Here is an 18,340-nt window from a genome sequence, read left to right as displayed (position 1 = left end):
TCTCTCCAAAGATAAGGTTACAGGGTGCAAAGCCCTACTCATTGGTGCTTGAAAGAGCGTCCGGCACACATAACAATTCAGTCCAGCTAAAGCTAGGCCTACTCACCCCCACGTGCTCTGTAGTATGCCTGCTTCCTCAAGTACAGTTTAACAAATTTGGACTTGCTGCGTTAGTGGTCCCGGGTTTCATTCCCTTTGGTGCCTTGAAGCGTAGCGGAAAGGAATGGTCATAACAATGAATAGAAAGGAACAGCAGCTCCTGCGCCAGCGGCAGACTACCCGGCAGCTCATGGGCGTCACCCGCCTGACGGAGCACGGCGCGGTGTGCGGCAGGGACGAACTGCTCTTCTACCTGCTCCGGCCGGACAACCTGTCCATCCTGTCCCCGAAGGGTATCCGGGGCCGGGTGCGGGCCCTCACCGGGCTTCTCCAGGGGATGGCATCCCTGGAGCTGCTGGCCCTGGACTCCAGGGAGTCATTTCTGAAAAACAAGCAGTATTACCAGAGGAGGCTGGAGGAGGAACCGTCTCCCGCCCTGCGGGAGCTGCTCCGGCAGGATATGGAGCACTTGGACGCACGCCAGTCCTCCACCGCCGCCTCCCGGGAGTTCGTCCTGGTCTGCCGGCTGGACAGCAAGGCCGCAGAGGATCGGGAGCTGCCCCGGCGATTGGAGAAGCAGATCCAGGATCACGGCTTTCACGTTTGCCTGGCCGGGGAGCAGGATGTGAAGCGCATCCTGGCGGTGTATTACCAGCAGGACGTGGTCACCGAGCACTTTGACCAGGTGGACGGGGAGAGGTGGGTGACAGAGCATGGCTAAAGCACAGAAGAAGCGGAAAAAACCGGTGGAAAAACCAGCGCAGCTCTTCCAGCCCAAGGACTTTCTGGACCTGATTGCCCCAGCAGCCGTGAAGTTTAACACGGACTCCTATGTGCTGGGCGGGCTGTACCGCTGCGTCCTGGCCCTCCGGGGCTACCCCGCCGCCACCGAGGAGCTGGCCCTGCTCTCCCACATCTGTAACCGGGCCGGCGTCACCCTCCATCTCTATGCCCGCCAGGTGACAGCGGCGGAGGAGGACGCCATCTACCATAAGGCCGTCAACAAGAACCGGCTGGATCGGAGCAATCAGGACAACCTGAAGCGGAGTGTCACGGCGGAGGCCAACCTCCAGGATGTGGCCGCCATCATTGCCGGCGCCCGGAAGAACCGGGAGCCCCTCATCCACTGCGCCGTGTTCTTGGAGCTGGCCGCCAAAAGCCCCGAGGAGCTGCGGCTGCTGCGGGACGAGGTGGGCGCCGAGCTCACCCGGGCCAAGCTCAGTGCAGATCCTCTGCTCCTCCGCCAGCAGGAGGGCTTCCTCTCCGCCAACCCGGCGGGGCGGAACGCCCTGGGCGCCCAGTTTGAGCGGGTGCTGCCCGCCAGCTCCACCGCCAACCTGTATCCCATCAACTACTCCGGCCGCAGCGATCCCCATGGGTTCTACATCGGCAATGACCACTATGGTGCGGACATCCTGCTGGACCTGGACCGCCGCACACCGGACAAGACCAACTCCAGCGTGCTCATCCTGGGCAACTCTGGCGAGGGCAAGAGCTACCTGCTCAAGCTGCTCCTCTGCAACCTGCTGGAGAGCGGCAAGACGGTGATCTGCCTGGACCCGGAGCAGGAGCTGACCTGGCTCTGCGACAAGCTGGGCGGCTGTTACGCGGACCTCATGGGCGGGCAGTACCGCATCAACTTCCTGGAGGCCAAGCGGTGGGATGTTGGCGACGACAGGGATGACGATCCAACTGTGCCCAATGCCTTCCGCCAGCAATCTCCCCTGTCCCAGCACATCTCCTTCCTCAAGGACTTTTTCCGGGCCTACAAGCCCTTCACCCACCAACAGATCGATACCCTGGAGCTGATGCTGGAGCGGCTGTACCGGAAGTGGGGCATCTCGGACAAGGCGGACTTCTCCGCCCTGGAGCCGGAGGACTGGCCCATTGCGGAGGATCTGTACGCCGTCCTGGAGGACGCCTACGAGCACTATGACCAGGAGGACAGCCCGCTGTATCCCAGGGAACTGCTGCGGGAGCTCCTGCTGGGGCTCCACTCCATGTGCCGGGGGGCGGAGAGCGTCTACTTCAATGGCCGCACGAACATCACCAGCACCAGGTTTCTGGTGTTTGGCGTCAAGGACCTGATCCACGCCAATTCCTCCGTCAAGGACGCCCTGCTGTTCAACCTGCTGTCCTACCTCAGCGACCAGCTCCTCACCAAGGGGAACACTGTGGCTGCCCTGGATGAGCTCTACCTCTGGCTGTCCAACCTGACCACCATTGAGTACATCCGCAACTGCCTCAAGCGGGTGCGAAAGCGCGATTCCGCCCTGATCCTGGCCAGTCAAAATCTGGAGGATTTCGATATCCAGGGCGTGCGGGAGCTGACCCGCCCCTTGTTTGCCATCCCCACCCACCAGTTCCTCTTCCACGGGGGAAAGGTGGACAAGAAGTTCTACATGGATAACCTCCAGCTGGAGAGCGCCGAGTACGATCTGATCAGTTCCCCCAATAACGGCGTCTGCCTGTTCAAGTCCGGCGCGGACCGCAACCTGCTGGACGTCCATGCCCCGCCCCACAAGCACGCGCTGATCACAGGAGGAGAAGGATGAACGTGGTGGGCTATGGCGGCGGAATGAACAGCACCGCCATGCTGCTAGGGCTTTGGCAGAGGCGCATTCCGGTAGACCTCATCCTCTTCGCGGACCCCGGCGGGGAACAGCCCCACACCTATGCCTATCTGGAAATCATGGACCGCTGGCTGGCGGAGCACAGGATGCCGCCCATCACCCGGGTATGGTACACCACCCAGGACGGCCAGCGGCTCACCCTGGAGCAGGAATGCCTCCGCTCCGGTTCCCTCCCCTCCATTGCCTATGGCTACAAAAAGTGTTCCCTCAAGCACAAGGTGTTCCCCCAGGAGAAGTTCTGCCGGCACGACCCCCGCTGCCGGGCGGTATGGGCCGGCGGCGGCCGGGTGGTCAAGTTCATCGGCTATGATGCCGGGGAACCGGAGCGCCGGGAGCGGGTGCGGGAGCGGGACAAAGCGGACCGGAAATACCAGAAGGAATACCCCCTCATGGAGTGGGGGTGGGATCGGGACAGGTGTATCCAGGCCATCCAAGAGGCAGGGCTTCCCCTGCCGGGGAAGTCCTCCTGCTTCTTCTGCCCCAGCATGAAGCGGCGGGAGATCCGCACCCTCTACCATAAATATCCGGAGCTGTTAGGCCGTGCCCTGGCCATGGAGGACAGGGCACGGCCTCATTTAACCTCTATCAAAGGTTTGGGCCGGAACTGGGCCTGGCGGGACTTCCTGGAGCACGACGAGGAGCAGCTGGCACTCTCTCAGGTGTTCCCGGAGGACAACCTGCCCTGCTCCTGCGGGAGGTGCGCCACATGAGCCCCGCCATCTTAGTCAAGGCTGCCGCGTCCATCCTTACCAACGAAAAGAGCCGGAAGGCCGTGGGGTGGGTGCTGACAGCCGCACTCTCTCCCATCATTCTCCTTCTGGCCTTCTTCTGCACCACCTTCTCAGGAGGGGCGGAGCACAACCGCACTGTGGTGGATCTGTGCTTTCACGGCGGGGCCGTCCCGGAGGGCACCCCGGAGGAGTATCAGGCATACATCCAGGAGATGCGGGACAGCTTTGTCCTGCTGGATGCCGCCATGCAGACCGTAGAGGGGCAGATGGAGGACGGGGACGGCTTGGATGATGTCCGAGTCAAGGCGGTGTTCTTCGCTCTGTACTTCGGCGCGGATGACCCGGCGGCCCACGCCGGGCAGGCCTTTGTGGATTGCTTTGTCACCTATGAGGAGCGCACCCGCACGGTGACCACCGTGGATGAGGAGGGGAATGAGGTGGAGACCCAGGAGACCTATACCGTGGCCGTCTCAATCTCAGATTTCCAGCAGGTCTGGCAAAACATCCGGCATCTTACCGGAGCGGAAGCCACACCGGAACAGCAGGCCAACGCGGACAGCGTTTACAATGTCGTGAAGTACGGTGCATCTACTGGAACGGAGGGCTGGATCCCCGGCACCGACGTGCCCTTCATCGGGGCGGACGGCTTCTGCTCCCCCATTGGGGCGGGCTGGGAGAGCCGGGTCACCTCGGAGTTTGGCTACCGGAGGGACCCCTTCACCGGGGAGACCCGGGGTCATACCGGCATGGATTTGGCGGTACCCACCGGCACCCCCGTCCGGGCCGCCCTGCCCGGCACCGTCACCGCCGCCCAGTACCACAGCAGCTACGGCTACTATGTGATGATCGACCATGGTAACGGCCTGTCCACTCTCTACGCCCACAACTCTCAACTGCTGGTGCGGGTGGGCCAAACGGTGGAGGCCGGCGACATCGTATCTCTGTCCGGCAGCACCGGCCGGTCTACCGGCCCCCACCTCCACTTCGAGGTGCGCGTCAACGGCCAGAGGACAGATCCAAGATATTACCTGCCAACTACATAACGAGGAGTGAGAGAATATGAACTCAATCCAGAATACGGCTTGCCTTATTGCCGCCTATGAAACGGCGGCGGGGCTGCCGGACAACGAACGGATCACCCGGACAGATGGTACATGGAGGCCGGTGGTGACGGAGCAGCAGGCGGCGTCACTTTACCGGCAGGCACAGGCCCTGCTAGCTCCGGAGACCAAGCTGCTCTCCACAAGCCGCGAGGCGCTGATCGACCAGATGCGGGACGCTTTGCTGTCCAGGGAGCTGTCCGTAGGAGACACGGTGCTCTTTGCCGCTACAGAACCCTATGGCGGTCCTGGAGACTTTGCTCTCCGTGGCGGCGTCATCCAGTCCATTGACCCGGAGCGTGGAACCTGCACCATTCGGGGGGATTTCTTCCCCATGGACGACGTCCCTCTCCACTATGTGCTGGGGAGCTATGACCGCAGCGTTTCAGAGGAACACTACGGCTTCCCACACATCCGCCCTCTGCTGGGGGAACACCCTGAGCTGGCGGAGCGGTATCTGCGTGAAGCAGAGGCCCGGTGGAACACCCTATGCGGGCAGCCTGCAGTTTCATCCGAGGTTCCGAAAAACACAATGCAGGCGATGGGAGGCATGAGCTGACTATGGAAAAAACAGAACTGACGGTGAGCATGGAACCGGAGCGGCTGGACGCGCTCCGGTATTTTCTTGCCGCTAAGAACAAGCGCACACCCCAGAAGGAGCTCCAGCGGGCGCTGGAGGAGCTGTACGAGGCCTATGTACCGGCGGAGACCCGGGCCTACCTAGACGCCCGGTGCCGGCCGGACCGGGACAGGCGTCGGCGGCCGGCGGCATCCAAGGCTACACAGATGCAGAAGGAGGAAGCGACATATGGAGACCATTGAACTGAGCGGCCGCACTGGACAGGAGGTCTATGAGGAGCTGAAGCACCGGTTGGAGGGCATGGGCTATCTGCCGGACGAGTATTTTCTGCTGGACGCCGACTGGGAGGACAGAAGGGTGATCCCTAGGAATGCGGATCTCTTCTGCACTACGGACTACGGGGACAGCGAGGGGATTTACCTGGATGTGTACCTGAAGTGGTACGGGGGGGACGGCAAGCCTGTGATCAAAAGCTTCGCCACGGGCAAGACCCTGGGCGAGAGCGGCTCCGACATGGACCGGATGTTCCTCATCTCCTCCGCCATTACCAAGGCGTTTCACGGTGAGCAAGGTGCCTATGCCAGATACCGGCAGATGGAAGACGGCACGAAAGCGGAGGGCGTGGTGCTCCATCTCAGTCCGAAGGAGCAGCGGGTACTCATGGATGCGCTGCTGGAACAGCGGATGCGGCAGGAGGCACAGATGACGAATACGGAGCAGCTCCTGCGCCGTATGACCGGCAGCATCACCGCCTATATGGACGAGGTGGGCGCCCGCCCCCTGCGCATGAGCACGGCGGATCGGGCGGTGCTGGCCATCCGGGATGGGGAGCTCTATGCGTTTTCTTCCCTGGCAGTTCAGATCACGAAGCCGGAAGAGCGGGGCAGCCTGCTGGCCGCAGCGGCAGGCAGGCCAGGCCCAGTGGGCAAACGGATGGCCAGACTGATGCTTGGGACAAAGTCACCCTACCCGGAGGACGTCTGGTTGGATGCCTGCAAACGGGCGGTGGACACCGGGGATCTCCAGCGGGTGCAGATGATGCTGGATCAGACAATGGACAAGGTGGCCAATCCGTCCCCCGCCCTGCCCGGTGAGGTGTTGCGGTATGCCTACCTGCAAAACCCCGCCATGGGCAGGGATCTCATCCGCTGGGCTCCACCAGAGCAGACTGCCGCTGCCCCCATCGGTCTGCTCTATGACACCGCCAGGGCCTGTGACCTGCACGCCCTCACCAACCTGATCCGGAAGGGGCTCCAGCCGCAGGGCAGCGCCGCGCCCGCCCTGCGGCCTCTGATCGCCAGGGGCAGCGAGTGGATGGCGGTGGAGCTGCTGCGGTCTGTGCTCCAGGTGCGCCAGGATGACTATGAAGCCCTGGATGTGTGCCTGCGGGAGCACGCGTCGTCAGCGGCGGAAACCCTGCTGGAGAATGGCGTGGAGCTGGACGGCTATGCGGAGTGGGCGGCAAAACGGAACATCCTTCTGGACGCGCAGGCCCAGGAGATTCTGGAGGTATTGAAGCTCCAACACGGCCAGATACAGCAGCAGAACGATGGCGAGGCCCCCACCGAAGCCCAGCACAGCGGGTTCGGCGGGGAGAGGAGTTCCGGCGAAATGAGTGGGCCCTGCCCACAGGGCGAGGCGAAGGGTATGGAGCGCGGAATGACGATGGGAGGGATGAGCCTGTGAGTGTTCCCGTACTGACCCACCGCAGGGATCTGCGGCCGGGGGATCTTATATTCCCGGAGGAGATCCTGCGCATCGGCCGCACGCTGGATTTTCAGCTCGGCTGTGTCAGCAAAGAAGTTCAGCAGGAGATGTTTGGCCAGGAGCTGGATACCAGTTCACTGTGTGATTGGCTGAACCTCCATACTGCCTATGATTTTGCGCTTCAGGATGTGGCGGACCACATAGATATAACCCTCTGCCGGAATTTTGGAGAGGAGGAGCACCCATTCACGTATCTGCTCAACAGGGAAGAGCGGGACGTCCTGCGCGGGGAGATGGAGGCCTGCTGCCAGCTCCGTACCGGCCGCACACTGGTACAGCAGTACAACCATCTGCTGGTGCAGAAGGAGGTGGAGCCGCCGGAGCTCACGGCTGGGACGCGCCGCATCCCCGTGGACAAGGTGAGTTTTGCGGATGAGCTCTCAGAGTGCGATGGGCTGCTCCAGTTCTATATGCCGGTGACCTTTGACCCGGACGCGGTCTTTGGCACCCACGTGGCGACCGCGGAAAACGACGACTGGCTCAACGTGTACGCCGCCTATGAACTGAACGCCAGCCGGCCGTGCTCCGCACTAGACGTCATCCTGGTGTGCGGAGACGGCAATGAGTTCGCCTTCCGGTATCCGCTGGCCAAGCAGGAGCAGGCCGCGCTGCTGGAAAAGATGGACGCCTACTGCCTGGAACAGACCGGCATGGCGCTGACAGATTTCCGGGCCCGGTATCTGGTGGAGGAACCGCAGCCCCGCCAGGCCCCCAGCCTGGCCCAGCTGTGAGCACGCCGTCGGCCCCGTGTGCGCCCTGTGTGCCGGTTTCAGGAGGAGGGCGGGCAGGGCCCCGCCCAGCCAGAAAACTTCCCCGTTGGGGCCGGTTTCGCCCCAGTTTGGGGCGTTCGATTTTAGTACGAGGATAAAGGGAGGTGGTCGCAAGCGCCCGCCTCCCGCCCACAAAGCCCCGCAGTGCGGGGCTTTCCCGGGTTTCAGACCAGGTGGTCGGAATTGGAGGTTCTGGTTGTTTGGGGTGGTCGGGTTCAGATAAACACTTACTGCGCCAGCGGGTTCCGCTGTGTCAGCCTGTTTTCTGGGCAAAACAAACCCGCAGGCGGAGTGAGCACGCTCCGCCTGCGGGTTTTGTACCTGATTCAATTTTCGCTCTGGATACTCTGGAGCTCCTCCAGCAGTTTGGGCAGATCCATCTGGATCGTGTCCCAGACAATGTTCATATTGACGCCCGCATACCCGTGCACAATGCGGTTGCGCATGCCGTACAGCTGCGGCCATGGGATGGCAGTAAGCTGTGCCTTTGCCTCGTCGCTGAGGGACACTTTTGCCAATTCCCCAATCTGCATCAGATTAAATACTGTCGCCTCCACCAACATAGAGTCGCTCTGGAACTGCTGAAAATTGTGAACACCCTGGCAATAGCGCAGAATGGACTCGATGTGCTGTTTGATCTTTTTCAGAACGAGCTGATCTTTACTGCTCAAAGAGTGCCACCCCACTTTTTTGTATCTCGCGCGCGATCTCAGACCCGGTCTCCACTTGGGACACGTCGATCAAATCGACCGGGGTGTCCAACGCTTCCGTCACCTGCTCCAGGAGGCCGAAGAAAGCTAAGCCCCGCAGGCCGCTGTCCACCAACAGATCCACATCACTGCGTGCCGTCGCCACGCCTTTGGCATAAGAGCCGAATAGCGTCGCCTTTCTTACCCCATTGGCGCGGAAGATCGGGGAAAGCACACTCTGAAGTTCGGGCACAGTATAGATTTTACTCACGGAAGCACACCTCCTAGAAAACGGGGATCCGGTAAGTCTATTTTACCCTACCAGTGGACTTGATTCAAGGTATTTCTGAAAGGGGAGATGATGATAGTGGCAGAGGAAAACAAAAAGCGCACCGCCGTCTGGCTGACACCCGGTGTGATCCGCCGGATGGACAGCTGGCTGGAGGAGGACAACTGCAAAACGCGCAGTGAATTTATTGAAAAGGCCCTGCGGTTCTACATGGGCTACCTGGCCACGGAGGATACCTCGGAGTACCTCTCCCGCGCCCTGGCGGACACCCTGCGGGGTACATTGGCAGACAATGAAAACCGGCTGCGCACTTTGCTGTTCAAGCTCTGCGTGGAGGTGAACATGATGGGCCACACCGTGGCCGCCCACTTCCGCGCTGATCCGGTGAACCGCCGGGAGCTGCGGGCCTATGCGGTGGACGAGGTGCTGCGTACCAACGGGAAGATCCGCTTTGACGACGCGCTGGATCTCCAGCGACAGGTCTACCCTGACGGATGAGCCGCGTCCGCTTCATGTCCCCCTACCTGAAGGGCGGCAGGGATACAGCCAAGCTGTCCAACCGGGCCCGCTACATCGCCACCCGTCCCGGCGTGGAGGTGATCAGGGGCGAGCACAGTGACCAGCCCGCCACGAAAAAGCAACACGATTATATCCAACGTCTGCTGCGGGACTTTCCGGGCGCGGAGGAATTGCTGGAGTATGAGGACTACTGCAACGCGCCCACCCAGGCAAACGCCAACACTTTCATCCGCCAGGTGCAGGAGGACTTCGCGGAGCCCATGAGCCGGATGGAGAATTACCTGGACTACGTGTCCCACCGCCCCGGCGTGCAGCTGAACGGTGAGCACGGCCTGTGGTGCGCCGGGGGCAAGGTACGCAATCTCTCCCAGGCCGTCCGGGAGGTGGCGGAGTACACCGGCAGTGTGTGGACGCCGGTGGTGGCCATCCGCAGGGAGGACGCGGAACGGCTGGGTTACAACGACGCGGAGAGCTGGCGGCTGCTGGTGTGCGCCTGCGCGCCGGAGATCGCCAGGGGGTACAAGATCCCGCTGGAGCACCTGCACTGGTACGCCGCCTTCCACCGCAAGGAGGACAGCGTCCACATCCACATGGTGGTGTTCTCCTCCGATCCCAAGGAGGGCTACCTCACCAGGCAGGGTATCCAGCAGGTGAAGTCCGCCTTCGGCCGGCGGATCTTCCAACAGGATCTGCTCCACGTCTACGAACAGAAAACCGAATACCGGGACACCCTAAGCCGGGACGCGGAGCGCACCATAGCAGAGCTGATTGCACAGATGGAGACCGGACAGCTCCAAAATGAAAACCTGGAACGGCTGGTGCTGGAGCTGACCCAGCGGTTGCAGAGCACCAAGGGCAAAAAAGTCTACGGCTATCTGCCACCCAAGACCAAAGCATTGGTGGACTCCATTGTGGATGAGCTGGCAAAGGACGAGTGTGTGGCGGCCGCCTATGACCTGTGGAACCAGATGCGGGAAGAGGTGTGCCGCACCTACTCCGAGCAGATGCCGGAGCGCCTGCCTCTTTCCAAACAGAAAGAGTTCAAGGCCGTGCGCAACATGGTCATCCGGGAGGCGCTCCAGCTGGGGCGGGGGGAGCATCCCACAGCAGATGAGATGGTACACATGCCCACACCGTCGGGCACACCGCCTGCACAATCGGGCCTGCCGCATGGGGCACATCACCCACAACAGGAGGCCGCGCACCACCAGCGTACACAGACACATCGGACGGTATCCCACGCGGATACCGCCCGATGTGTCCTCCAGTTGTTCCACAGTATGGGCCGCATCTTCCGGGAGCAGTCCGCCTCCGATGCCATCCAGACTGGCCTGCACATCGACCGGAAGCGGCGCCGGATGCTCCGGGAGAAGCGTATGGCCCTGGGACACAAGGCCGATGACCATGAGGAAATCCCCCAGCATTCTCAAAGATAAGATGGGGGACTGCCATTGAACTGGTAGTCCTCCGTGGTTTCTTCTGCTACTTCGGCTCCAGAAATCCTATGACCATATCTACCGCCTCTGAGGAGATATCCTCCGGAGCACGCTCCACAAAGGAGGCATGGCGGCTGTTCAAATCCAGCATCCGGGCCTGATCACACAGGATGACCCCGTCCGTCCTGGTACGCTCATCCAGCCGGAGGTGGAACGGGTGGCCCCGGTCTGTGTGGGTGATGGGGCAAACCATGGTCAGGCTGCTGACCCGGTTGAACAAGTTGTTGCTGATCACCAGGGCAGGGCGGCGGTCCTTCTGTTCATGGCCGGCTTGGGGATCAAAGTCCAGATAGACGATGTCCCCCTGTTCAAAAATCGTCACCATGCCTCAGAGCCCTCCGCCTTCCCCCAATCCAGCTCTTCGGCCTCAATTCGGTCGATCTGGTCAATGGGCTTTCCGTAGAACGCGGTAAGGCGTTCCTCCAGGGTGCGGTGCGGGATGGAAGAGGCACGCTGGATGTTGATACCATCATCCATCTGCACCAGCTCCACACGGTCGTGTTCTTTCAGACCAACTGCGTCTAGGAGCGCCTTGGGGATTCGCAGGCCCTGGCTGTTGTCCCATTTTTGGATTGTCGCGTACATGAACGACACCTCCTCTGTCGATAGTATATACGAAGTATAAACCGAAGTCGACCGTTTGATTCGAGGTGAAATCCACATGGGAACCTATATTCACTTTACCGACGAGCAGAAAGAGCGGGCCAATTCCGTGGATCTGGAGGAGCTTTTACGGCGGCGGGGGGAGAAGCTGCTCCGCGCTGGGCGGGAGTCCCGGCTGGCCAGGATCCATCATATTACTGTCCGGGGCAGCGAATGGTACGACCATATTGCCCGGCGGGGCGGCCACGCGGTCAGTTTCGTCCAGCACTACTACGGCATGAGCTATCAGGATGCTATGGAGCTCCTGCTTGGAAAAGAGTTGGGGGAGGCATATCCCGCCGCGCAGCCAAAGCGGGAGGAGCCGCCCAAGCCCTTCGCCCTGCCGCCGCTCCACACCGATATGCGCCGGGTGTACGCATATCTAATGAAACATCGCCACATCAGTCGGGAGGTGATCACCCACTTTGCCCGGGCCGGACTGCTGTACGAGGATGCCCAATACCACAACTGCGTCTTTGTGGGTACGGATAAGCAGGGCGTCCCCCGCCACGCCCATAAGCGGAGCGCCAACAGTCAGGGTAAGTCCTTCAAGGTCAACGTAGAGGGCAGCAAGCCCCGGTACAGCTTCCACCACATGGGACAGGACGGCCTGCTCTATGTGTTCGAGGCCCCGATTGATCTGCTGAGTTTCCTCACGCTGTACCTAGAGGGCTGGCAGGAGCACAGCTATGTGGCCCTGTGCGGCACCGGCGGCCAGGCCATGCACTGGATGCTGGAGCAGAACACCCGCCTCCGGGATGTGGTGCTCTGCTTGGATCACGACGAGCCCGGACAGACGGCGGCCAAGCGCATCCAGGAAGAGTTACAGGGAGCAGGATACCACAGCGGTATCCTGCTCCCTGTGCATAAGGACTGGAACGACGACCTGGTGCAGGGGCAGACTGTGACCAGCCCTGCAATGACCATGGGGCAGAGTATGTAGGCCGCAGAGGCGCACCGCCCGCCAGGGGGAGAGTGCGCCCTGCCGCTGAACCGGGGGCCGGTTCATTTTGGCCCGCCCAGAAGGTCACATTTGAAGTAAATCTAAGTACAGAGGACAGACAACAGAAGGGAGATGATCGCAGTGAATAACGATACTTGGATGCTGATTCTCCTGCTGGCGGCGGTGTTCGGCGCCCTGGTCGCCACCACCACCTTTTCCGGCCGGGGCAGCCTGGACAGCATCAAGAGTAAAACTGTGGGTGACGGCCAGCACGGCACCGCCCGCTGGGCTACACCGGGGGAAATCAAGAAGACCTTCCGCTCCGTCCCCTTCCAGACCGCGCTGTGGCGGAGGGGGGAATGCCTCCCAGGCGCACAGGGGCTGGTGTTGGGCTGTAGCGGAAAGAAGGGGCAGCTCACGGCCCTGGTGGATTCGGATGACATCCACTGCCTCATGATCGGCGCCTCCGGCGTGGGCAAGACCGCCTTCTTCCTATACCCCAATTTGGAATACGCCTGTGCCAGCGGAATGAGCTTCTTTGCCAGTGACACCAAGGGAGATCTGGCCCGGAACTATGGGGCCATCGCCCGGGACTGCTATGGCTACCAGGTGGCGGTGGTGGATCTTCGGAACCCCACCCGCTCAGATGGCTATAACCTGCTCACCCTGATCAACCACTACATGGACGTATGCCGGAAGGAGCCCACCAACCTGGCCGCCCGGGCCAAGGCGGAGAAGTACGCCAAAATCCTGTCCAAGACCGTCATCAACCCGGATGGGGAGAACTTTGCACAAAATCAATATTTTTACGACGCGGCGGAGGGCGTGCTCACCGCCGTAATCCTGCTGCTGGCAGAGTATTTGCCGCCCAAAAGGATCTACGGGGAGTTGCGGGAGCGGCGTCATATCGTGTCCGTATTCAAACTGGTGCAGGAGCTGCTGGCCCCCAGCATTCTGCCCGGCAAGAATGAGTTCCAGCTCCTCATGGACCACTTGCCGGAGGAACACAAGGCCAAGTGGTTCTCCGGCTCCGCCCTCACTGCCGCCGAGCAGTCTATGGCCTCCGTTATGTCCACCGTCCTCTCCCGGCTGAACACCTTTCTGGACTCGGAGCTGGAGCAGGTGCTGTGCTTCGACAGCACCATAGACGCCGAGAGCTTTGCCGCAAAGAAATCCGCCATCTTCCTGATACTTCCGGAGGAAGATCAGACCAAAAACTTCATGGCTGGGCTGATGATCCAGACCCTGAGTCGGGAGCTGTTCTCTGTGGCGGATGAACACGACGGGAAGCTGCCCAGCCGGGTGGTGTTTTTCTGTGACGAGCTGGGCACCATGCCCGCCTTCGACATTCTGCCCCTGTTCTCCGCCGGCCGCTCCCGGCGGCTGACTCTGGTGCCCATCATCCAATCCCTGGCCCAGTTGGAGAAGAACTACGGCAAGGAGGGGGCGGAGATCCTGACGGATAACTGCCAGGACACCATCTTCGGCGGCTTCGCCCCCAACAGCCAGACCGCCAAAGTGCTGTCCAAGGCTCTGGGTAGCCGCACCGTGTTGAGCGGCTCCATCTCCAGGGGGAAGAACGACCCCAGCCAGAGCCTCCAGATGATCGAGCGGCCCCTCATGACCCCGGACGAGCTCAAGTCCATCCCCAAGGGGCATTTCATCGTCATGAAAACAGGCACACACCCCATGCAGACCCGCCTGCGGCTGTTCCTGGAGTGGGGGATCACCTTCGGGGAGCCTTACCAGGTACCCCAGCAGGCCGCCCGAAAGGTCTACTACGCCAGCAAGGCAGAATTGACCGATGTCATATACCGGGCATTTCCTGCGCCTGCCCGCCAGAACAACTACCGCACGCCGAAAAAGGAGGAAACCGTGCCATGAGCTATTTTAGTGAGATCTACGGCGACCCGGAGCTGAGTGCCAGGGCCAAGCAAGTGCTGGTGTACCTCCACGACCGGGCAAACAAGGATGGCGAGAGCTGGTACGCCATTGGCACCATGGCAAAGGATCTGAGACTTTCCCGCTCCACAATAAAGCGGGCCCTGACCGAACTTGTTCGTCAGGGCCGAGTAGAAAAGCGAGCGAGGTTTCGGGAAAATGGTGGGTGCACATCTAACCTTTATGTATTTTCGAAGTATTGTAAGCAACATCTGTGATCATTATGATGCTCCGCGTTTTTGCTAAATCTATTCAAAATTGATGATGTCTACAATATCGTCTCGCTCTACTATATTTTCTCCAGTATTGGTATATTTCTCTATGTCCAGATTTTCCTGCAAGTCCGCTGGAATATGAGAAACTCCATTTAGGAAATACCATTCGTCATCTATTCGAGCGACGAAATTGAATACTCTTTCAAATATATCACCAGAGTAAAAAGTCGATTGTTCCGTCTTTACTAAGATTGTAAAAGCATAAAGGTTATCATTTATTTTTTCTACATTTTCAATCTTATAATCTAATAATTTATCTCCCGATATTATGTATGCTTCTCTCACAAATTCATCCTCAAAGTGTGTATATTCTACTGCGTATTCCGTTCCCTTCCGATACGCCTCCATATAATTGTTAACTAGTTCAGAAACTTCATTGGGGATTAAAGAAGTAGTTTTACTTTGACGCAAGGCAAAAAGGACAAATAAGCATAGCGCCAGAATGATAATAATAGAAAGTACGATTTTCCGATTGGTTTTCGATATTTATTCACCTCAATAGCCGCTCTGGCCCCGAGTTTTAAACCCGGGGCCAGAGTACATTTTTTAGCTTGTTGCAACAGAAAATTCTAACTCTCCGGACACGCTTCCAATGCCTTCGTAATTAGTAATATGACCGTAATAAGTCATGCTATTATTGAAGTTAAGGTCTCCCCCGCCGATTTTAGGGATAAACCCATGCTCTTCTTTGCCAGATTCAAGAATTCTACTACCCCCACGAAGTTTGTTAGGAGGTATTTTCGTTAACCTCGCAAAAATTGTTTCTATGTATAAAGACAATCTTCATTGAAAAGTGCAACGGGTTTTTCAATAGTTATTATGTGGTGATCCTCCACCCTCTAAAGCACAAAAGGAAGCCCCCTTGAAGCTTATAAGATATCGCCCATATAGATTAGTTCCCTGTTGCCGGTGAGCCGGTATAGGCACAAAATTGGGAGTCGAATTTGTTGCGTAGTGGTTCTCACTATTGCCTATTGATAGCGCCGAAGCTTTTTTAACGCTCTCATCTTTACCTGATTGATATTTTGTTTTGTTGTATGGACAATCCTTGCAATATCGACTGATGTATATCCATGGAAGTAGATTAGGGTAAGGACTTCTCTCTCCTTTTTAGTAAGTTCTGGACATGTGTCTAAGAGTTCAGAAAAGTCAAGTACTTCGCGTTCTCTGATAGGTGCCACTAATCCAAGAAGCTGTGCTTCTGTAAGTTCTTCCCAAGATACCGGCGGCTCGACCATCTTCTTGAATGGAAGCAATGAGATGTAAGCATTTCGTACAGACTGGGCTAAATAGGCGACGATCGTACCATCTCCTTGAGAGCGAAGCGAGTCAAGATTCATCGCATGTATAGTTTCAATAAACCGCAGGGTTAGCTCACTTTGTGCGTCCTCCGAGTGTAGTCGTCTGCTATAATGTTTGAGCTGAGGTTCAAATTTCTGGATGATGAAAAGCATGTCTTCTTGGCTTCCAGACTGGGCACGAAGTATACGTTCACTGAACACCGCTTACACATCCCATCTTCGTAAAGATGAGAGTTAAAGAGCGGATTGTGCCCCAAAAGTAAACTTAGTTTCAAAAAAATTCTACTTTGTACACTCTATTAGACAAGGAAATTCCAATTATGCAACCAGACTTCTATGCTGTAAAATGGTTCAAAAGTAAGAGGGAGGGCATGAGTAGACTCATGCCCTCTCTCCTGTAAAGTGGATTCAATTGATGAAACTGATAGTGTTGATTTTGTTGCAGATTTGATGAAAGCTTGTCTTATATAAAAACAGCACCTTCTCTAAGGTATGGAATCTGCCAAGTCATATCTTTGTATGCTTAGTTTGCTTTCGATTTCAGAACGATGACCTGGCACAGTAACCGCCCCGTAGTAATCTCGGCTTCCGCACAGCGCAATTGTGTAGAAGCGCCGCCATCCAAAAAGAGGCCCTTCCATGCAGGATCATTGGTAGCAGCGGAATCCTTGAGCCCCAGATAGGACTGGATCGCGCTTCTAAACTCAACATAATTTACATTCTTGGCAGTCGCGATTAGATATACCTTGTTCGTATCCAGGTTCACTACGATTGCACTCAAGCCCTCGTGATCGCTATTGACATCAACGGCTTTATTAACAACAGATACCCAGTTCTGATTACCAAGAGACATCGCTACGCCGCCCTGAGCCCAGGCTCTCGAATTTCCCTTAACACCAGGAAGATCCTCATAATTAGTGGCCTCCATATAGCCCATATAACTGCCAGTGTAGAAGATGGCATGCTTGCCGACTGTGCTTACGCTTCCGTCACGGGGTTCATTTTTATTGTTCACTCCTCCGCCAACAGGACGGCCGCCACTAACTGCAATGTTTAGAATATTGCAATTATTATCATCGGGTTTCGTACTGGTGTACCACCCGCCATTGATTCCATACTCATTGGAACCCTTTAAATTAGACGTCTTGAGCAGCTGAACGGGCCTAATATTGCTGGCATCCGTCTCAATAATGTGTAACGTCATACCATTCTCTGTAGCTTTATGATAGGTATACATTTCTTTTCCTCCGTTAAAATAAACAGATTTTGATGTCTTGTAAGCGCCTACGTAATATGAAAGAAATTGTTGCCCGTGAAAAGTAAACTAGAAACAGGAGGCTACTATGAAACTTCACTGTCGCTTGAACCGCCTTTGGTGCATCCTACCTATGTGTGCTTTTATTGCCGCATTTTTTATCGGATGTACCATCAGCCGGTCAGATTCCGTTCCGTCTCCTTCGTCCGAGCCGCTGCCCGCGGCCACGCCGGCTCCCATCCCCCGGACACTGATGGAGGGGATCGCCCCCATGCCCATCGCCTCCAGCTACATAACCTACTATGCAATACAGACGGACGGCACACTGATCGGCTGGGGAGAAAATCTGCGCGGACTGATCAACTATCCGGATTCTTTACCGAGCTATGAAGATGCCGTTGTCATGATGGAGGATGTGGCAGCCGTCTATGCCGGGGATTGGGTCACATTGATTTTGTGTTCCGACGGCACACTCTGGGGGGTGGGCTCCGGGCTGTTCGGTCTTTTGCCTGAAAGGGCGGCTTCGCAGGATGCGTATGACCCTCTCTTTCTGATGAGCGACGTGGTTATGGCCGCCGTTTCCTCCGAGAGCGCCTGCGCCCTTCGCTCTGATGGCACGGTGTGGAGTTGGGGCGGCTCGGAGGGATTTCAGCCGGAACAGATCCTGGAAGGTATTGTAAAGATAGCGGCATATTCCAGCGGCCACTATGCCCTGGACATAGACGGCACCCTCTACGTCTGGGGATCGCTCCTGCCTCTGGAAGTAGACCGGAACGAATGCTGGTTGACTCCCCAGCCTATTTTGGAGGGCGTCACAGACATGGCCTCCACTGGTCGCCGGCTTCTGGTGCAGAAAGAGGATTCCAGTCTCTGGCGGATGGGCTGGTGGGAGGGGTATCAATATCAGCCGCTGGAGAAGTGGATGGACAATGTGGTCTACTTCACTGCGGATCTCGCAGTTACCGGGGACCACACACTTTGGTACTTGGCCTCAGATACCCCAAGCATGCTCATGAACAATGTGGCCTGCGCAGTAAATGGTGAACAAGGAATTTTAGCCCTGGACTGGGATGGCGGGCTTTGGATGCATCCCCAGGAGGGCGACGGCTCTGCCGATGCGGTACATCTGTGCGATGATATTTGGGTTCCAGAGTCTTGGTATTCACAGCAGCAATCCCGCAATACAGATTAAGGAAACTACTTACTGCAACTGGTGTGTGCATTTATTTCTTGAAGGATTGCCGTAAAGAAATCGATCATTTGTTGTGTTATAGTACCTATAAATGAACAGCAGGAGGAGCAATGTGCCC

The 18,340-nt window shown here is 57.8% G+C and carries 21 protein-coding genes; 14 read left to right on the top strand and 7 right to left on the bottom strand.

The genetic code is table 11. The annotated features are described in order from the left end of the window. The first annotated feature begins 235 nt into the window (after positions 1-235). From ACESY8_RS03690 to ACESY8_RS03655, 8 genes are read left to right on the top strand one after another with little or no spacing between them, the layout of a single operon-like run. Complete coding sequence (locus ACESY8_RS03690) at positions 236-820, top strand: hypothetical protein (RefSeq protein WP_498794630.1); 585 nt, start codon at positions 236-238, stop codon at positions 818-820. Next, positions 813-2,654, top strand: a complete 1,842-nt coding sequence (locus tag ACESY8_RS03685; protein WP_498794629.1) for a VirB4 family type IV secretion system protein — start codon at positions 813-815, stop codon at positions 2,652-2,654. The genes ACESY8_RS03690 and ACESY8_RS03685 overlap by 8 nt, the downstream gene beginning before the upstream one ends. Beyond that, positions 2,651-3,442, top strand: a complete 792-nt coding sequence (locus ACESY8_RS03680; RefSeq protein ID WP_498794628.1) for an adenine nucleotide alpha hydrolase family protein — start codon at positions 2,651-2,653, stop codon at positions 3,440-3,442. The genes ACESY8_RS03685 and ACESY8_RS03680 overlap by 4 nt, the downstream gene beginning before the upstream one ends. After that, entirely contained in the window at positions 3,439-4,506 is a 1,068-nt protein-coding gene (locus tag ACESY8_RS03675; RefSeq protein ID WP_498794627.1) for a M23 family metallopeptidase, read from the top strand. Before ACESY8_RS03680 ends, ACESY8_RS03675 begins: the two co-directional genes overlap by 4 nt. Positions 4,507-4,522: 16 nt before the next feature. Beyond that, positions 4,523-5,122, top strand: a complete 600-nt coding sequence (locus tag ACESY8_RS03670) for a hypothetical protein (protein ID WP_498794626.1) — start codon at positions 4,523-4,525, stop codon at positions 5,120-5,122. A gap of 2 nt (positions 5,123-5,124) precedes the next feature. Beyond that, positions 5,125-5,385 carry a DUF6103 family protein gene (locus tag ACESY8_RS03665; protein WP_498794625.1) on the top strand — a complete coding sequence of 87 codons (261 nt, stop codon included), beginning with the start codon at positions 5,125-5,127 and terminating at the stop codon, positions 5,383-5,385. Further along, positions 5,372-6,829, top strand: a complete 1,458-nt coding sequence (locus ACESY8_RS03660; protein ID WP_498794624.1) for an ankyrin repeat domain-containing protein — start codon at positions 5,372-5,374, stop codon at positions 6,827-6,829. Before ACESY8_RS03665 ends, ACESY8_RS03660 begins: the two co-directional genes overlap by 14 nt. Further along, entirely contained in the window at positions 6,826-7,641 is an 816-nt protein-coding gene (locus tag ACESY8_RS03655; RefSeq protein WP_498794623.1) for a hypothetical protein, read from the top strand. Before ACESY8_RS03660 ends, ACESY8_RS03655 begins: the two co-directional genes overlap by 4 nt. A gap of 365 nt (positions 7,642-8,006) precedes the next feature. Here the strand turns inward: ACESY8_RS03655 and ACESY8_RS03650 are convergent, their stop codons facing one another. Further along, positions 8,007-8,351 (bottom strand): HepT-like ribonuclease domain-containing protein, encoded by a 345-nt coding sequence (locus tag ACESY8_RS03650; protein ID WP_054338463.1) that lies wholly within the window; start codon positions 8,349-8,351, stop codon positions 8,007-8,009. Beyond that, on the bottom strand, positions 8,341-8,640 hold the full coding sequence (locus ACESY8_RS03645) for a nucleotidyltransferase family protein (RefSeq protein ID WP_055180532.1): 300 nt from the start codon (positions 8,638-8,640) through the stop codon (positions 8,341-8,343). Before ACESY8_RS03645 ends, ACESY8_RS03650 begins: the two co-directional genes overlap by 11 nt. Before the next feature lie 156 nt (positions 8,641-8,796). Here ACESY8_RS03645 and ACESY8_RS03640 point away from each other — a divergent pair, with 156 nt between their 5' ends. Continuing rightward, on the top strand, positions 8,797-9,156 hold the full coding sequence (locus ACESY8_RS03640; RefSeq protein WP_371822961.1) for a hypothetical protein: 360 nt from the start codon (positions 8,797-8,799) through the stop codon (positions 9,154-9,156). Between the two features lie 14 nt (positions 9,157-9,170). Next, complete coding sequence (gene mobP3, locus ACESY8_RS03635; RefSeq protein ID WP_434307972.1) at positions 9,171-10,613, top strand: MobP3 family relaxase; 1,443 nt, start codon at positions 9,171-9,173, stop codon at positions 10,611-10,613. 46 nt (positions 10,614-10,659) lie between these two features. Here mobP3 and ACESY8_RS03630 read toward each other — a convergent pair whose 3' ends face one another. Together ACESY8_RS03630 and ACESY8_RS03625 are read right to left on the bottom strand one after the other, a co-directional pair. Next, positions 10,660-10,998: a type II toxin-antitoxin system PemK/MazF family toxin gene (locus ACESY8_RS03630; RefSeq protein ID WP_009261518.1), complete on the bottom strand. Its 339-nt coding sequence runs from the start codon at positions 10,996-10,998 to the stop codon at positions 10,660-10,662. Next, positions 10,992-11,258 carry an AbrB/MazE/SpoVT family DNA-binding domain-containing protein gene (locus ACESY8_RS03625; RefSeq protein ID WP_054338467.1) on the bottom strand — a complete coding sequence of 89 codons (267 nt, stop codon included), beginning with the start codon at positions 11,256-11,258 and terminating at the stop codon, positions 10,992-10,994. Before ACESY8_RS03625 ends, ACESY8_RS03630 begins: the two co-directional genes overlap by 7 nt. A gap of 76 nt (positions 11,259-11,334) precedes the next feature. On the opposite strand from ACESY8_RS03625, the gene ACESY8_RS03620 reads away from it, so the two are divergent. The 3 genes from ACESY8_RS03620 to ACESY8_RS03610 all read left to right on the top strand — a co-directional run bounded on the left by ACESY8_RS03620 (position 11,335) and on the right by ACESY8_RS03610 (position 14,417). Continuing rightward, positions 11,335-12,258, top strand: coding sequence for a DUF3991 and toprim domain-containing protein (locus ACESY8_RS03620; protein WP_054338468.1), 924 nt, complete (start codon positions 11,335-11,337; stop codon positions 12,256-12,258). Between the two features lie 132 nt (positions 12,259-12,390). After that, positions 12,391-14,142, top strand: coding sequence for a type IV secretory system conjugative DNA transfer family protein (locus ACESY8_RS03615; RefSeq protein WP_204681183.1), 1,752 nt, complete (start codon positions 12,391-12,393; stop codon positions 14,140-14,142). Next, positions 14,139-14,417 carry a helix-turn-helix domain-containing protein gene (locus tag ACESY8_RS03610; protein WP_054338469.1) on the top strand — a complete coding sequence of 93 codons (279 nt, stop codon included), beginning with the start codon at positions 14,139-14,141 and terminating at the stop codon, positions 14,415-14,417. The genes ACESY8_RS03615 and ACESY8_RS03610 overlap by 4 nt, the downstream gene beginning before the upstream one ends. Before the next feature lie 30 nt (positions 14,418-14,447). On the opposite strand, the gene ACESY8_RS03605 is transcribed toward ACESY8_RS03610, so the two are convergent. The 3 genes from ACESY8_RS03605 to ACESY8_RS03595 all read right to left on the bottom strand — a co-directional run bounded on the left by ACESY8_RS03605 (position 14,448) and on the right by ACESY8_RS03595 (position 17,012). Next, positions 14,448-14,759: a hypothetical protein gene (locus tag ACESY8_RS03605; RefSeq protein ID WP_498794622.1), complete on the bottom strand. Its 312-nt coding sequence runs from the start codon at positions 14,757-14,759 to the stop codon at positions 14,448-14,450. 686 nt (positions 14,760-15,445) lie between these two features. Beyond that, positions 15,446-15,928: a sigma-70 family RNA polymerase sigma factor gene (locus ACESY8_RS03600; protein ID WP_204681181.1), complete on the bottom strand. Its 483-nt coding sequence runs from the start codon at positions 15,926-15,928 to the stop codon at positions 15,446-15,448. A gap of 370 nt (positions 15,929-16,298) precedes the next feature. Next, the gene (locus tag ACESY8_RS03595) at positions 16,299-17,012 is read right to left on the bottom strand and encodes a hypothetical protein (protein ID WP_009261353.1); all 714 of its coding nucleotides are present in this window, start codon (positions 17,010-17,012) and stop codon (positions 16,299-16,301) included. 289 nt (positions 17,013-17,301) lie between these two features. Between ACESY8_RS03595 and ACESY8_RS03590 the strand changes: the two genes are divergently transcribed. Then, positions 17,302-18,222, top strand: a complete 921-nt coding sequence (locus ACESY8_RS03590) for an RCC1 domain-containing protein (protein WP_204681180.1) — start codon at positions 17,302-17,304, stop codon at positions 18,220-18,222. The last annotated feature ends 118 nt before the right edge of the window (positions 18,223-18,340 follow it).

It is taken from the genome of Clostridium sp. ATCC BAA-442 (genome assembly GCF_964239415.1).
In the GTDB taxonomy this organism is placed as follows: Bacteria; Bacillota; Clostridia; order Oscillospirales; family Oscillospiraceae; genus Flavonifractor; species Flavonifractor plautii.
The sequence above is the reverse complement of the archived record's forward strand: the minus strand, read 5'-3'. Positions and strand labels throughout refer to the sequence as shown.